The organism is Pseudomonas sp. Lz4W (assembly GCF_000346225.2).
Classification (GTDB): Bacteria; Pseudomonadota; Gammaproteobacteria; order Pseudomonadales; family Pseudomonadaceae; genus Aquipseudomonas; species Aquipseudomonas paraversuta.
In genome coordinates, this window is record NZ_CP017432.1 from 1,875,079 (window position 1) to 1,890,206 (window position 15,128).

The following is a 15,128-nucleotide window of genomic DNA, read 5'->3' on the forward strand; positions in this document are numbered from 1 at the left end:
TCTGCGTTCTATAGGGTGGGCCCTGCCTGTCACGGGGCGTGGCAGCTGATTCGCACCCCACAATAAAAACAGAGGTGAGGCACTTGAAGTTTTCCGGCTTGTTCATGGCTGTTGCCACTCTGGCACTGGTGGGCTGTCAGACCCGCAGTACTGCTCCGGCAGACATGGTGATGCGCAACGGTCAGGTGTACACCGTTGATGGTCAGGACTCGGTACAGCAAGCGATCGCCGTTGCAGGTGGAAAGATCGTTTATGTGGGTAACGATGCGGGGGTCAGTTCGTATATCGGCCAACAGACCCAGGTGATCGATCTGGCGGGACGCATGCTGATGCCGGGCTTTATCGATGCTCATATGCACCCCGGGGATGGGGGGCGCGCCCTGACCTTGTGTGACTTGAAATACCAGCCCCTGACTCGCCCGATGTTCCAGGCGGCGATCCAGGCGTGCCTGGATGCCAGCGCGGACAAGGGGCCCGATGTGTGGCTGGAAGTCGGCAGCTGGGATCGAATGGCAATGGTCGGTCTTGACGGCGATCCCGATAAATCGACCCTGGATGCCCTCGACACCAAACGCCCGATTCAGGTGCGCTCCTCCGACTTTCATACGGTGCTCAGCAACTCCCGTGGCCTGGCTCTGGCCGGGGTCGACCGGGACACGGCCAACCCGGCAGATGGCAAGTTCGTCAGGGATAAGGCCGGCAACCCGACCGGTATTTGTGAAGACGGTGCTGCCAATATCGTCGCTTCGGTGGTGCCCCCCGTCACTGATGCACAAAAGCTCAAGCAGATCCGCGCAGCGCTCGATGCCATGCGTGAGCAAGGTATCACCAGCTTTATGGATGCCTACTCCGGCGCTGAAAATGGCAAAGCCTTTACCACCTTGCAGCACTCGGGGGAGCTGACCGCCCGGGCATTGCTGGCGATCAGGCTGGACCCCCATGCTGCAGCTGCAGACCCGGTCAAAACCATCGCCGGGGTCAAGTCACTGGCTGCAGCCTACGATCAGGGTGAAACCAAAGTGACGCCGGGGGTGAGCCTGCGTCATGTCAAACTGTTCATGGATGGCATCATCAACGCTCCCGCAGACACCGGTGCCTTGCTGACCCCTTACTTGCATAACGCCGGCTCCGATACGGCACCAGAATGGACACCCGGTAAAAACCTGGGGGAACTGTACTTCCCCAGGCAAGTGCTCGACCCCTTACTGTTGCAGGCGGCCCGGGCCGGCCTCGACCCGCACTTGCATGCCACTGGCGAGCGCGCCGTACGTGAGGCTCTGAACAGTCTCCAGTACGTGCGCCAGCAGTTGCCGGACAATGCTTTCAGGCCCGCTATCGCCCACGCCGAGACGGTGGATCCTGCGGACTACCCGCGTTTCAAGGCGCTCGACGTGACGGCCACCATGTCTTTGCAGTGGGCCCAGCAGTCGCCGTCGGTGCTCGACAGTACCGGCGATCATCTGGGCCCCGAGCGTCTGGAACGCATGGAGCCCTTCGGCAGTATCCATAATGCCGGCGGGCGTATTGCCTACGGCAGTGACTGGCCGGTAGACCCTCTCGATCCGTTCCTGGCACTCAAGGTCGGGGTCACCCGCTCGGGTGATCCGCTGAACCCCCACAGTTTCGGTCCCGAATACGCGGGCAAGTTAAACGCTGAGCCGGCGCTGTCCCGCGCCGAGGTGATTCGCGCCATTACCTTCAACGCCGCTCAACAGTTGAATCTGGACAAGGTCCTGGGTTCGCTCGAGGTGGGAAAATTCGCCGACCTGATCGTACTGGACAAAAACTTCATGCAAGTGCCCGAGCAGGAGCTGGCGCGTAATCAAGTGCTGATGACCGTTGTCGGCGGCCAGGTGGTGTGGCGCAAGGAACATGCGTCCGGCCTTGATCCGAAAGGGTTGTCCCGGGCTGCACTTGCCCCGTGAGGGCAGCGCCCGGGCGCAGAACATGCAACAAGCGTTTCCAATAAAAAAAATAAAGGAAGTACCCTGATGAGCAATCCCAGTGTCAGTCATCAGCGAAGTCCGCTGATTGAAACCCGCTCGATCAATTTCATTCCCGAGGCCGAGCGCCATGGCAGCCTCTATAGCCAGTTCACCCTCTGGCTCGGCGCCAACCTGCAGATCACCGCAATAGTCACCGGGGCTCTGGCCGTAGTACTCGGCGGGGATGTGTTCTGGTCGTTGATCGGCTTGTTTATCGGTCAGCTGTTTGGCGGAGCCGTGGTTGCTTTGCATGCCGCTCAAGGACCCAGACTGGGCTTGCCACAGATGATCTCCAGCCGGGTGCAGTTCGGGGTCTACGGAGCTGCCATCCCGATAGTGCTGGTGTGCCTGATGTACCTGGGCTTCAGCGCCACTGGCGCGGTACTGTCCGGGCAGGCCATTGCCCAGTTGATCGATGTCAGTGACAGCGCCGGGATCCTGATCTTTTCGGCCTGTATCGCGTTTCTGACCATTTTCGGTTATCGCGTCATCCACATCGTTGGCAAGGTGGCCAGCGTGCTGGGGATCATTGCCTTCGCCTATCTGTTTACCCGGCTGATGACGCTGCACGATATCGGCCTGTTGCTGGAAAATCGCCACTTCAGCTGGGGATCTTTCCTGCTGGCGGTGTCACTTTCGGCCTCCTGGCAGATCGCTTTCGGTCCCTATGTGGCGGACTACTCGCGCTACCTGCCGAGCGCCACGTCGTCCTGGAAAACCTTTGCTGCCGTGGGCCTGGGCACTGTAGTGGGGGCCCAGGCTTCGATGGTGCTCGGCGTGTTCGCCGCAGCACTGGCGGGCAGCAACTTTCGTGGTCATGAAGTGGCCACTATTGTCGGACTGGGCAGTAGCGGTTTGATGGCTTCATTGCTGTACCTGAGCATCGTTTTCGGCAAGGTCACGGTGTCGACTCTCAACGCCTACGGCAGCTTCATGTGCATCGCCACCATCATCAGCGGCTGGCGCAGCCACCTGGAAATAACTGCCCGCCAGCGCATGCTGTTTGTGCTGGTGATTGTCGCGGCGTCGACCACCCTCGCGTTGCTGGGGCAGGACTCGTTTTTAAATACCTTCAAGTACTTCATCCTGTTCCTGCTGACCTTTTTTACCCCCTGGAGCGCCATCAACCTGGTGGATTACTACTTCATCAACAAGGGGCGCTACGACCTCAAGGCGTTGTCCGACCCGCGGGGCCGCTATGGTCGCTGGAACGTTTTGGGCATCAGCGTGTATGTGGCAGGTGTCTTGATCCAGCTGCCCTTTGTCGACAGTCACTTCTACTCGGGGCCGATGGTTGCGCAGCTGGGCGGGGTGGATATTTCCTGGATCGTAGGGCTGGTGGTGCCAGGCATTCTCTATTACCTGCTGGCCAGAACTTCCGTGCGCGCCGTGCCTGCGGTGATCCCTCAATAGCGTCTCTGCCAGCCCCCCGCAGCCCTTGACGCAGGGCACAGGCTGCAGTGAGTTTCTTTGCTATACCTATTGATCAATTCGCTAGCGGGTCAATCGGGACGACAGGCAATGAGGCTCAAACCTTTGACAAGACAGACATTCAAGTCTGCATCAGTGGCTGTGCCGCTGTTGGCTTGCATGCACATGGCCCATGGTGAAGGCCCGGCGGCGACAGCCGCCGGGCCAGAGTGGCTGCTGCTGGCAAGTCCGTTTGTGTGGGCGCCGTCCATGCACGGGCAGGCGGCACTGGGCGGGGTCAACAGCAGGGTCGATGTACCGTTCTCAGAGGTCGTGCACAACCTCAGCTCAGTATTCATGGGCAACCTGGAACTGACCAATCGCACCCTGGGGTTCTACCTTGATGGTGTGTATGCCAAAACCGATCAGTCCGAGAGGGTCTACGGGCGCAAGGTCGGGCTGGCGATCACCCAGACCACCCTTGCCGGCGGTGTGTACTACCGGGTGTATGAACACGCGCTGGGGGGCGCAACGGTCTTTTCCGAGCCGCGCACCTGGCGCCTGGAACCCACTGTCGGCCTGCGCTGGACCAAGCTCTCGACAAAGCTGGACGTCAACGCCCTGGGGTTCAGTATCAGCAAAAAAACCGAGTGGACGGATCCATTTGTGGGCTTGCGCACTCAGGTCGACCTGACTGATCGCTGGGTCCTTTCCGGTGAGGCCGACATCGGCGGCATGGATACAGCCTCGAAGAAAACCTGGAACGCCCAGGGATATCTGGGCTACCGAATGTACGTTGCTGATCACCCCGCCATCATTCGCGTCGGTTACCGGGTGCTGTCCCAGGAGTACCGGACCACCGACTTCACCGGCAACAAGTTCAAATACGATGTGACCCAGCGCGGACCGGTGCTGGGCCTGTCCATGCGGTTTTAGTCCATCTTCAAGGAGGCCAAGGAATGCAGTTGCTCAAACAAACCCGATACCTGGCGCTGGCACTGGCAGGCTTTAGCCTGGCGCTACCGGTGGCCGATGCCTGCACCCGCCTGGTGTACCTGGGCGATAACCAGAATGTGATTACGGCACGCTCCATGGACTGGAAAACCGATGTGGCGACCAATCTGTGGATCTTCCCGCAAGGCATGCAGCGAACTGGAGAAGTGGGCGCCGGCTCACTGAAATGGACCTCTAAATACGGCAGTGTGATTGCCACCGGCTATGACATTTCCACCACCGACGGGGTGAACGAAGCCGGGCTCTCGGCCAACCTGCTGTGGCTGGTGGAGTCCGAGTATCCGCCGGTGCATAAAGGCAAACCCGGGCTGAGCATTGCGGCCTGGGCGCAGTATGTTCTGGATAATTTCAGCAGTGTTGCCGAAGCGGTCGCGGTGCTGGAAACCGAGCCCTTCACCGTGGTCACTGCGCAGGTGCCGGGTGAAAGTCGTCTGGCCACCCTGCATCTTTCGATGTCTGACGCCTCGGGTGACAGTGCAATCATTGAATACATCGATGGCAAGCAGGTGATCCACCATGACCGACGCTATCAAGTGATGACCAACTCTCCAGCATTCGATGCGCAACTGGCAATGAATGCGTACTGGCAAGCCATTGGCGGCACGGTAATGCTCCCCGGCACCAACCGTTCGGCCGACCGTTTTGCGCGGGCATCCTTTTATGTCAATGCCGTGCCCAAATCCGAAGACCCGCGCTCCTCACTGGCCAGCGTATTCAGTGTGATCAGGAACGTTTCGGTGCCTTACGGCATTACCACGCCCGGCGAGCCGAACATCTCGTCGACCCGCTGGCGATCGGTGATCGACCACAAGCGCGGGTTGTACTTCTTTGAATCGGCGATCAGCCCCAACACGTTCTGGGTCGACCTGAACCGGATTGATTTTTCGAAAGCCACGGGAGCGGTAAAAAAACTGGACCTGGGGCCGGACCAGAGCACGATTTACTCGGGTGAAGTTTCAAACCGGTTTCAAGTGACCCCGGCCTTCAAGTTCGAAGGGGCCTGAGGACACCTGACCCTGTAGGAGCGAGCTTGCTCGCGAGCTTTTTATCGAGCCGATATTGATGCCATGTGAACGCGGCAATCTTGAGAAGCTCGCGAGCAAGCTCGCTCCTACAGGAATTTGTGGTGGCCGGCGGATCTTATGGGAGCTGGCTTGCCAGCGATGACATCACTGCGGTCTGTCTGAACGAGCGAGGTGCCAGCGGCTCCGCGAGCAAGCTCGCTCCTACAGGGGTTTGTGGTGGTTGGCAGATCTTGTGGAAGCTGGCTTGCCAGCGATGGCATCTCTGCGGTTTGGCGGAACGACCGAGGTGCCAGTGGATCGCGAGCAAGCTCGCTCCTACAGGGATTTGTGGTGGTTGGCAGCAATCTTGTGGGAGCTGGCTTGCCAGCGATGGCATCACTGCGGTCTGGCGGAACGACCGAGGTGCCAATGGATCGCGAGCAAGCTCGCTCCTACAGGGGTTTGTGGTGGTTGGCGGATCTTGTGGGAGCTGGCTTGCCAGCGATGACATCACTGCGGTCTGGCTGAGCGAGCGAGGTGCCAATGGCTCGCGAGCAAGCTCGCTCCTACAGGGGTTTGTGGTGGCCGGCGGCAATCTTGTGGGAGCTGGCTTGCCAGCGATGGCATCACTGCGGTCTGTCTGAACGAGCGAGGTGCTAGCGGATCGCCAGCAAGCTCGCTCCTGCAAAAAACATCCCTCCCTCAGGTAGCCAGCGGGTTTCGGCTGCTTTCACCGTTGACCAGACTGCTGGATACCCAATGGGTTGGCGTTTTTCAACGCGTCCGGCAGCAGGCTGTCGGGGTAGTTCTGGTAGCACACCGGGCGCAGAAAACGGTCAATGGCCAGGGTGCCGACCGAGGTGCCGCGGGCATCGGAGGTCGCCGGGTACGGCCCGCCGTGGACCATCGCGTCACAGACTTCGACGCCGGTCGGGTAGCCGTTGAGCAGCAGGCGTCCGGCCTTCTGCTCCAGCACCGGCACCACCTCGGCGAACGCCTGCAGGTCCGCAGGTTCGGCAATCAGTGTCGCAGTCAGTTGGCCATGCAGGCTATGCAACGCCTGCAGCAACTGGGCCTTGTCTGCCACTTCGACAATTACGGTGGTCGGTCCGAACACTTCTTCCTGCAACACCTCGGCGCCGTCGATCAACAGGCTGGCATCGGCCTGGAACAGCTGCGGGCTGGCCTGATTGCCGTGTTGCCCGGAGCCTGCGAGATGACGGATGCCAGCCACTTCTGCCAGGCGCTTGATGCCTTTGCTGTAGCTGTGCAAACCGCCTGCATTGAGTAGGGTTTGCGCAGGCTGGTTGGTGAAAAACTGGCTGAGTGCTTCGACAAAGCCACTGAACTCGGGGGAACGGATACCCAGCACCAGACCCGGGCTGGTACAGAACTGGCCGGCACCCTGCATCACGGAAGCGCCCAGCTCCAGGGCCAGTTTCTCGCCGCGTGCAGCCAGGGCCCGGGGCAGCATCAACACCGGGTTGATGCTCGACATCTCGGCAAATACCGGGATTGGCTGCGGCCTGGCCGCTGCCATGTCACACAGGGCACGTCCGCCCGCCAGCGACCCGGTAAAGCCGACGGCCTGAATCGCCGGATGCTTGACCAGGGTGGCGCCGACACCGGCGCCGTAGATCATGTTGAATACCCCGGCCGGCATGTCGGTGCGGGTGGCTGCGCGCTCAATGGCCTGGGCCACCAGATCGGCAGTCGCCATATGCCCGCTGTGGGCCTTGAACACCACCGGGCAACCGGCTGCGAGGGCCGATGCGGTATCGCCGCCGGCAGTGGAGAATGCCAGCGGAAAATTGCTGGCGCCAAACACGGCTACCGGGCCGACCCCGATGCGCCACTGGCGCAGATCTGCCCGGGGCAGGGGCTGGCGGTCGGGCAGGGCCTGATCGATACGGGCACCGTAAAAATCCCCCCGGCGCAGTACGCTGGCGAACAGGCGCATTTGCCCGCTGGTGCGGCCACGCTCGCCCTGGATACGCCCGGCAGGCAAGGCGGTTTCACGACACACGATGGCCACGAAATCATCCCCCAGGGCGTCGATTTCATCGGCGACGGCTTCCAGAAACTCGGCCCGGCGGCTTGCCGGTAAACCACGGAACGCCGGGAATGCGGCGCTGGCAGCCATGGCTGCGGCATCGACTTCGGCCTCGGTGGCCTGGATAAAGGTATAGGGCAATGCTTCGCCGGTGCTGGCATCAAGGCTTTGCAAATGTACGGTGCCGGCAGCGCAGCGCTGCCCGGCGATAAAATTTTGACCGCTGATGTGTGTCATCTGTGTGTCCTCAATAGAATCGGTGAAACCTGTAGGGGGTGTGTACTCAGGTAATAGCCCCGATCTGCCAGGGTACAAATTCGTTCTGACCGTACCCGTGCTGCTCGCTTTTGCTGCGCTCGCCCGAAGCAATGCGCAGCATCATGCGGTAGATGTATTCGCCGCGTTCTTCGATGGTCATGCTGCCATCGGCTATGCCGCCGCAGTTCACGTCCATGTCTTCTTCCTGGGTTTCCCAGAGCCGGGTATTGGTCGCCAGCTTGATCGAAGGCGAGGGCGCACAGCCGTATGCCGAGCCCCGGCCTGTGGTAAAGGCGATCAGGTTGGCGCCGCCAGCGACTTGCCCGGTGGCCGAAATCGGGTCGTAGCCCGGGGTGTCCATAAACACCAGGCCGTGGGCGCGGACTGTTTCGGCATATTCATAAACATCCACCAGATCACTGGAGCCTGCCTTGGCCACCGCACCCAGGGATTTTTCCAGAATGGTGGTCAACCCTCCGGCCTTGTTGCCCGCCGACGGATTGTTGTTGAGCTCGGCGTTCATCCGCTTGCAGTAGTCCTCCCACCAGTGGATGCGCTTGATCAGCTTTTCGCCCACCTCCTGGCTGACGGCGCGGCGGGTGAGCAAATGCTCGGCGCCATAGACTTCCGGGGTTTCGGACAGGATGGCGGTACCGCCTGCCGCCACCAGCCGGTCGACCGCATTGCCCAGCGCCGGGTTGGCGGTGATGCCCGAGTAGCCATCCGAGCCGCCGCATTGCAGGCCGATAATCAAGTGGCTGGCGCTGACGGGCTGGCGTTCTACCTGGTTGGCCCGGGCCAGCAGGGACTTGACCTGCTCGATGCCGCTGGCGATGGTTTTCGAGGTGCCGCCCGTGCCCTGGATGGTAAAGGCGCGCAGGAACTCGCCTTTTTCCAGGCCCTGGGCCGTCAGCAAATCGGCGATCTGGTTGGTTTCGCAACCCAGGCCGATCATCAGCACCGATGCGAAATTGGGGTGCACCGCATAACCGCCCAGGGTGCGGCGCAACATGGCCAGGGCTTCGCCGCCCGGGTCCACGGCACAGCCGAAGCTGTGGGTCAGGGCAACCACCCCGTCAACATTGGGGTAGTCGATCAGGGCCTGGGGATTGATATCACGACGGAAATGATCGGCAATGGCCTTGGCCACGGTTGCCGAGCAGTTAACCGAAGTCAGGATGCCGATGTAGTTGCGGGTGGCGACCCGGCCATCGGCCCGCACTATGCCCATGAAGGTGTCGCTGGTCTGGGGCCCGACCCCGCGCGCGTCGACGCCAAAAGCGTAATCGCGGGAGAAGTCGCCCATCACCAGGTTGTGCACATGCACATGCTCCCCGGCCTTGATCCGCTGGCTGGCGAAGCCAATGATCTGGCCGTAGCGGCGCAGCGGCTGGCCGGGTTCGATAGTGCGGGTCGCAATCTTGTGCCCGGAAGGAATCGGGTTCAACGCCACCAGCCCTTCAGCTTCCAGCACCAGGCCCTGTGGAATGGGCTGCCGGGCAATCAGTACATCGTCCAGCGGATTGAGGCGGATCACGGCATTGGCAGCATTTTCGCTGCCTGTTTTAGTTATCAGTTGCATCACGGTTACCCCAATGGAGCGCAGTGGCTCAGGCCAGTCCGCGTTCACGGTAGTCAATGAGGGAAGAAAACAGCATCAGGCCGAACGCCATGACCACAAAGAAGATCAGCGCCAGGAAATACGAACCGGTGAACTGCACGATCAGGCCGATCAGGATGGGCACGATAACCCCGACCATATTGCCGCAGAAGTTCATGCTGCCACCCAGTACTCCGGCTTTGGATTTGCCCCCCAGAATGGCCGGCAGGCACCAGTACATACCGCACCAGCGGATAAAAAACAGCGCCACACAGAGCAGGGAAATGACGGTGACGGCGTCCGGGGTGTAAGCCACCAGCAGGATGCACAGCGCGGCAATGGCCGCCGAACCGCCGAACATGCAACGCATCACCTTGTTGGGCGCGCCGCCTGCGTCTTTCCATTTGTCCGCCAGCCAGCCGCCAAAGATTTCACCGATAAAACCGCACATGAAAATCAGGAACGTGGCGCCGCCCATGGCCTTGATATCCAGGTTGTGGGCCTTGTGCAGATAGCTCGGCATCCAGGTCAACAGGCCGTAGAACACGCTGTTGTAGCAGGCATACCCGGCAAACATGGCCAGCACCGAGCGGCTTTTGAGCAGGTCCTTGAGAATGGCCTTGCGTTCGCCGTGGGTGCGGGCCGCTTCGGCATTGGCGTCGGTGATGTAAGCCAGTTCGGCCGCGTTGACCTTGGGGTGCTCGGCCGGGCTGTTGCGGATGTACCACCAGGCCCAGACGCCGACGATCATGGTGCCGACCCCGGCAATCACGAACGCAATCCGCCAGGAGTCAAACCAGGTAATCAGCCCGGCGATGATGATGGCGCCGAACGCGGTTCCCAGGGGGGCTCCGCCGTCCACCAGGGTCGCGCCGCGTCCACGTTCGTTAGGCGTTAGCCAAGCGCCGTTCAACTTGGCGCCGGCGGGCATGATCGGTGATTCGGCAACGCCCAGGCCGATACTGGTGGCCAGTAGCGTGATCCAGCTGTGGGCACCACCGGCAATGGCTTGAAAAAAGCCCCAGCCCACGGTGGCAACACCGACGATATTGCGCACTTGAAAGCGGTCCAGCAGCATCCCGCCGGGGATCTGCATTAATGCGTACGACCAAAAAAACGCACTGAGCATCAAGCCTTCCAGGGCCGGCGTCATTTCAAACTCGGCGGAAATCAGCGGCATCGCCACCGACAGCGAAGCGCGGTCGATGTAGTTGATCGCCGACAACAGCAGCAGGATCAGGAATATGCGCCAGCGCACGGTGGTTGGACGCGACGCATCCGCGTGATCGGCCAGCGTGGACGACGCAGGCGCTGAAGTTTTGAGGTTCATACGTGTCTCGATTTTTATATTTTTTATCAAGCGAGGCGGGTCTTTTGGCAGACCCGCAAAGCGATTTACAGTGGTTTTACCTTGCCGGCGGGCAGCTCGGCAGCACCGGCCTGGATACCATTGACCAAAGGCTCGCCAAACTCGGCCATGCTAATTTCGAACCGGTCGCCTTCACGGGTCTGAATCTGGTCGGCAAAGGACAGGGTGGCGGTACCGAAGAAGTGCACATGCACATCGCCGGGGCGCAGGAATTGCGCATATTTGAAGTGATGGTATTCAAGGTTTTCAAGGCTGTGGCACATGTTGTCCTCACCGCTCAGAAACTCTTTTTCCCAGATCACCTCATCGCCCCGCAGGATGCGGCTCATCCCGCTCAGATGACGTGGCAGCTCACCGACCCGCAGTTCCGGGCCGTAGCTGCAGTTACGCAACTTGGAGTGGGCCAGGTACAGGTAATTGCGGCGCTCCATGACGTGGTCGGAAAATTCGTTGCCCAGGGCAAAACCGACGCGGTACGGCTTGGCGTCTTCGCCGATCACATACAGGCCGGTCAACTCGGGCTCTTCGCCGGCATCCTCGGCGAATGGCGGCGTGTCAAAGGCCGCGCCGGGGCGAACCACAATAGATCCGTCGCCCTTGTAGAACCACTCGGGCTGGACCCCCGGGGTGCCCGCAGGCGGGCGTCCGCCTTCGATGCCCCACTGGAAAATCCGTGCGGTATCGGTCATGGCGGCCTGCTCGCCGGCGTTTTTCTGGTGCATTTTGTCGCGGGTCGAAGCGCTGCCCAGATGGGTCAGGCCCGTGCCGCTGACCAGGCAATGGGCCGGGTCCTGGTGATCGAGCGGCGGCAAGACCCGGCCTTCGAGCAAGGTCTGGCGATAACTGTGGGGACTTGGCTCGGTGCCGCGCTCCAGCACCTCTTCCACCAGGCCGTGGCCCTTGGCAATGGCGCTGAGCGCCAGCTCCCGGGTAGTGTCGGTGGCGCGCACCACATGGATTTCATCGCCTTCAATAACACCGACCTGTCGTGTGCCACGGGTGGTTTCAAACTGGATTAAACGCATGGAGTGAGCTCTTCGCAGGTTATTTTTATGGCGAGCCGTAACGGCTCTTCTGGGGCTCACTTTAATTTTTGTCAGAGATGCTGCCTAATGACAGATGCTGATTGAGCGATAACCATTAGTCATCCCCTATGCTGCCATCCCTCACCACCATCATTTCCCGCCTGCGCCTCAAGCAACTGCGTTTGCTGATTGCCCTGGACGAACACGGCTCCCTGCACAAGGCGGCCGAATCCGTGGCGATCACCCAGCCCGGTGCGACCAAGGCGTTGCATGAAATCGAATCGACCCTGGGTTCAACCCTGTTCGAGCGCACGACCAAAGGTCTGACCCCCAACGACCTTGGGCGCTGCGTGATTCGTTATGCGCGGCTGATCCACACTGACGTGGCGCATTTGCGTGAAGAAATGCTCGGCATCATGCAGGGCCACGGGGGTCGCCTGTCGGTGGGGGTGATCATGGGCGCAGTGCCGGCACTGGTGGAGTGCCTGGCGCGTTTGCGGGCCAAACAGCCGCAGCTGTCGGTGGAGATTGTCGAAGACACCAGCGCCCGCTTGCTGCTACTGCTGGATGAAGGGCGGCTGGATCTTGCCCTTTGTCGCACCAGCGTCAGCCGGCACCCGGCGGCATATGACTGCCACCTGCGGGATCAGGAACCGCTGGTGGTGGTCGCCAGCCCCCGCCATCGGTTTGCCGGTCGCGCATCCCTGGAGTTGAGTGATCTGGCTGATTCGGCGTGGGTGGTGTTCCCGGTCAACATGCCGATGCGCCTGACCCTGGAGCGCGAGTTCAGAGAGGCGGGGCTGAACTTCCCGACCTACCCGATTGAAACCTCATCCACCTTCACCACGCTCTCGTTATTGCTGCAAGACCCGGATCTGGTCGCCGTGATGCCGGTGGATGTGGCGCAGATGGCGGTTACCCACGGCATGCTGGTGCATTTGCCGCTAGAGCTGAAATCCCGCAGCGAGCCTTACGAAATCGTCACCCGCCACGGCATCTCGCTCACGCCGGCAGCTCAGTTGCTGGTGGACCAGTTGGCCTTGTAGGAGCGCCATCTGCAGACCAGCCCTGTAGGAGCGAGCTTGCCTCGCGATAGAGCAATGTCAGCGCCGGATGCATAGACTGACTCACCGCCATCGCTGGCAAGCCAGCTCCCACAGGGTGGTAGCGGTTGCATCCCACCCATCCCACCGTAGGAGCGAGCTTGCTCGCGAGCTGTTGGCGATTCGAAATACCGCACTGAAAAGCTCGCGAGCAAGCTCGCTCCTACAGGGTGTCCGGGCCAGAGATGAGCGAGCCCTTTCAATCCGCCATGTCGCTGCGCATGGCATCCCAGGCGCTCATTACCTGAGTAATGGCAGCCTCCATCACGCCATGGGCTACGCCATCTCTGGCCAGGGTTGTAAGCCCCAGCAAAAAGCTTTCAAACACCGTGGCCAGGGCGACGGGACTGGTTTGTGCCAGCAACTCGCCCGAGGCAATGCCGCGCTCCACACAGGCAACAAACCCGGCCCGGTTGCGCGCCCGGGCTGCGGCGAGCGGGGCGCAAATGGCGATGGCTTCAGCCGAGCTGGCACTCATAAGTCCCAACGCCACCAGACAACCTCGGGGGTGGCCATCCTCGCATTGCATTCTGGCGGAACCACGCAATGTTCTTTCAATTGCCTCGCGGGCAGGCAACTGCAGGTCAAACAGGCATTCGGTGACCTGGCCATGGGTGTTCAGGTAGCGCTCCATGACTTCCTTGAACAAGGCTTCCTTGGAGCCGAAGGCCGCGTAAAAACTGGGCGCGGAGATGCCGGAGCCGATGCTCGCCTTGAGCTGGCTGAGTGAAGTCGAGTCGTAGCCGTGCTCCCAGAACAGGTGCATGGCCTGGGTGATTGCCGCATCCCGGTCAAACGTACGCGGGCGTCCCATCTGTGCCATTGGAGTCTCCTCGGTAACAGGACTTAAATACTATTCGATACAAAAGTCGTTGACCATTGTTCTTTCCCGTGACTACATATGTACTCATCGATACATAACTAACAAGGCTGGAACAAGCGATGGCGGCAGCACAACACACCACTGAACGATTACCCATGGGGGCACTGCTCGCGCTGGCCATGACCGGCTTCATTTGTATCGTGACCGAGACCTTGCCAGCGGGTTTGCTGGCACAAATCAGCAGCGGTCTGCAGGTTTCATCTTCTCTGGCAGGGCAGATGGTCACGGTGTATGCGCTGGGATCCCTGCTGGCCGCCATCCCGCTGACCATTGCTACCCAGGGCTGGCATCGGCGCAATGTGCTGCTGTTGACGATTGTCGGCTTTTTGCTGTTCAACTCGATTACCGCCTGGTCTTCCAGCTATGGCGTGACCCTGGTTGCGCGCTTTTTTGCCGGTGCCTCTGCAGGTCTGGCCTGGAGCCTGCTGGCGGGGTATGCCCGGCGCATGGTGGCACCGCACCTGCAGGGGCGGGCGATGGCAGTGGCCATGGTCGGCACGCCGATCGCGCTCTCGCTCGGCGTGCCGTTGGGCACATGGTTGGGGGCAATGGTGGGCTGGCGCACGGCCTTTGGCCTGATGTCGGGTCTGACCCTGGTGCTGATGGTCTGGGTTCTGGTCAAGGTGCCCGATTATCCGGGGCAGTCGGCATCGCAGCGCACCGGTCTGCGGCAGGTGCTGCTGACGCCGGGGGTGCGCTCCGTGCTTGGGGTGGTGATGACCTGGATGCTGGCGCACAACATTCTCTACACCTACATCGCACCTTTCGTGGCGCCGGCAGGTCTGGGCAATGACGTCGATATCGTGCTGCTGGTATTCGGTCTTGCGGCGCTGGTGGGGATCTGGCTCACCGGCAGGCTGGTGGATCGGCACTTGCGCAAAGCGGTGCTGGCAAGCCTTGGAACATTCGCTGCGATCGCGCTGGTATTTGGTTTTTTTGCTCAATCAGTGGCGGTGATATACACCGGCGTGCTGGTGTGGGGCTTATCGTTTGGCGGTGCTGCCACCTTGCTGCAAACCGCATTGGCGGACTCTGCAGGCGAGGGTGCCGATGTTGCGCTGTCATTGAACGTGGTGGTCTGGAACAGCGCCATTGCGATCGGCGCACTGACCGGTGGCGTGTTGCTGGATCAGGTCGGGGTTGGCATCTTTCCCTGGGTATTGCTGGTGCTGTTGCTGGCGGGACTGTGGATTGTATTCAGCGCCCGTAACCACGGCTTTCCCGAAGGTCAGCGGCAATTGCCAGACTTATCGTAGCCCTCCGATGATAATCGCTGCGTGACCGGACGCAGCCTGCGCCAACTGCTACAAAATGCGCGGATTGTGTAGTCGCTGACCATGAACCAGGCTGTGATAAGGGCCCCAGGGCCCTCAGTTGCGGGGCCTGCTGCGCAGTCCATCGCCGCCCCGTGCCTGGTCAGCGAC

The 15,128-nt window shown here is 60.9% G+C and carries 11 protein-coding genes; 6 read left to right on the forward strand and 5 right to left on the reverse strand.

Annotation, left to right across the window (positions count from 1 at the left end; translation table 11 throughout):
* The first annotated feature begins 83 nt into the window (after positions 1–83).
* The 4 genes from B195_RS08980 (at position 84) to B195_RS08995 (ending at position 5,413) form a co-directional block, all read left to right on the forward strand.
* Positions 84–1,925, forward strand: a complete 1,842-nt coding sequence (locus B195_RS08980) for an amidohydrolase (RefSeq protein ID WP_003447483.1) — start codon at positions 84–86, stop codon at positions 1,923–1,925.
* 66 nt (positions 1,926–1,991) lie between these two features.
* The gene (locus tag B195_RS08985; protein ID WP_003447489.1) at positions 1,992–3,398 is read left to right on the forward strand and encodes a cytosine permease; all 1,407 of its coding nucleotides are present in this window, start codon (positions 1,992–1,994) and stop codon (positions 3,396–3,398) included.
* Positions 3,399–3,581: 183 nt separating this feature from the next.
* Positions 3,582–4,331, forward strand: a complete 750-nt coding sequence (locus B195_RS08990; protein ID WP_238143954.1) for a hypothetical protein — start codon at positions 3,582–3,584, stop codon at positions 4,329–4,331.
* 23 nt (positions 4,332–4,354) lie between these two features.
* Positions 4,355–5,413 (forward strand): linear amide C-N hydrolase, encoded by a 1,059-nt coding sequence (locus B195_RS08995; protein WP_003447493.1) that lies wholly within the window; start codon positions 4,355–4,357, stop codon positions 5,411–5,413.
* 730 nt (positions 5,414–6,143) lie between these two features.
* Here the strand turns inward: B195_RS08995 and B195_RS09000 are convergent.
* The 4 genes from B195_RS09000 to araD1 form a co-directional block, all read right to left on the reverse strand.
* Positions 6,144–7,703, reverse strand: coding sequence for an aldehyde dehydrogenase (NADP(+)) (locus B195_RS09000; RefSeq protein WP_003447495.1), 1,560 nt, complete (start codon positions 7,701–7,703; stop codon positions 6,144–6,146).
* 46 nt (positions 7,704–7,749) lie between these two features.
* The gene (locus B195_RS09005; protein ID WP_003447496.1) at positions 7,750–9,306 is read right to left on the reverse strand and encodes a UxaA family hydrolase; all 1,557 of its coding nucleotides are present in this window, start codon (positions 9,304–9,306) and stop codon (positions 7,750–7,752) included.
* A gap of 28 nt (positions 9,307–9,334) precedes the next feature.
* Positions 9,335–10,654, reverse strand: coding sequence for an MFS transporter (locus B195_RS09010; protein ID WP_003447498.1), 1,320 nt, complete (start codon positions 10,652–10,654; stop codon positions 9,335–9,337).
* A gap of 65 nt (positions 10,655–10,719) precedes the next feature.
* Complete coding sequence (gene araD1 / locus B195_RS09015; RefSeq protein WP_003447509.1) at positions 10,720–11,718, reverse strand: AraD1 family protein; 999 nt, start codon at positions 11,716–11,718, stop codon at positions 10,720–10,722.
* A 128-nt stretch (positions 11,719–11,846) separates the two neighbouring features.
* Between araD1 and B195_RS09020 the strand changes: the two genes are divergently transcribed.
* A complete protein-coding gene (locus tag B195_RS09020) occupies positions 11,847–12,764 on the forward strand; it encodes a LysR family transcriptional regulator (protein ID WP_003447511.1) in 918 nt (305 codons plus the stop codon).
* A 256-nt stretch (positions 12,765–13,020) separates the two neighbouring features.
* Here the strand turns inward: B195_RS09020 and B195_RS09025 are convergent, their stop codons facing one another.
* Complete coding sequence (locus B195_RS09025; RefSeq protein ID WP_003447513.1) at positions 13,021–13,644, reverse strand: TetR/AcrR family transcriptional regulator; 624 nt, start codon at positions 13,642–13,644, stop codon at positions 13,021–13,023.
* Positions 13,645–13,763: 119 nt separating this feature from the next.
* On the opposite strand from B195_RS09025, the gene B195_RS09030 reads away from it, so the two are divergent.
* The gene (locus B195_RS09030) at positions 13,764–14,960 is read left to right on the forward strand and encodes an MFS transporter (RefSeq protein ID WP_037001980.1); all 1,197 of its coding nucleotides are present in this window, start codon (positions 13,764–13,766) and stop codon (positions 14,958–14,960) included.
* Positions 14,961–15,128: the final 168 nt, after the last annotated feature.

Bases quoted from the DNA above. Each gene is read 5' to 3' on its own strand.
- B195_RS08985 (WP_003447489.1), top strand. From the start codon at position 1,992: ATGAGCAATCCCAGTGTCAGTCATCAGCGAAGTCCGCTGATTGAAACC.
- B195_RS08990 (WP_238143954.1), top strand. From the start codon at position 3,582: ATGGCCCATGGTGAAGGCCCGGCGGCGACAGCCGCCGGGCCAGAGTGG.
- B195_RS08995 (WP_003447493.1), top strand. From the start codon at position 4,355: ATGCAGTTGCTCAAACAAACCCGATACCTGGCGCTGGCACTGGCAGGC.
- B195_RS09000 (WP_003447495.1), bottom strand. From the start codon at position 7,703: ATGACACACATCAGCGGTCAAAATTTTATCGCCGGGCAGCGCTGCGCT.
- B195_RS09005 (WP_003447496.1), bottom strand. From the start codon at position 9,306: ATGCAACTGATAACTAAAACAGGCAGCGAAAATGCTGCCAATGCCGTG.
- B195_RS09010 (WP_003447498.1), bottom strand. From the start codon at position 10,654: ATGAACCTCAAAACTTCAGCGCCTGCGTCGTCCACGCTGGCCGATCAC.
- araD1 (WP_003447509.1), bottom strand. From the start codon at position 11,718: ATGCGTTTAATCCAGTTTGAAACCACCCGTGGCACACGACAGGTCGGT.
- B195_RS09020 (WP_003447511.1), top strand. From the start codon at position 11,847: ATGCTGCCATCCCTCACCACCATCATTTCCCGCCTGCGCCTCAAGCAA.
- B195_RS09025 (WP_003447513.1), bottom strand. From the start codon at position 13,644: ATGGCACAGATGGGACGCCCGCGTACGTTTGACCGGGATGCGGCAATC.
- B195_RS09030 (WP_037001980.1), top strand. From the start codon at position 13,764: ATGGCGGCAGCACAACACACCACTGAACGATTACCCATGGGGGCACTG.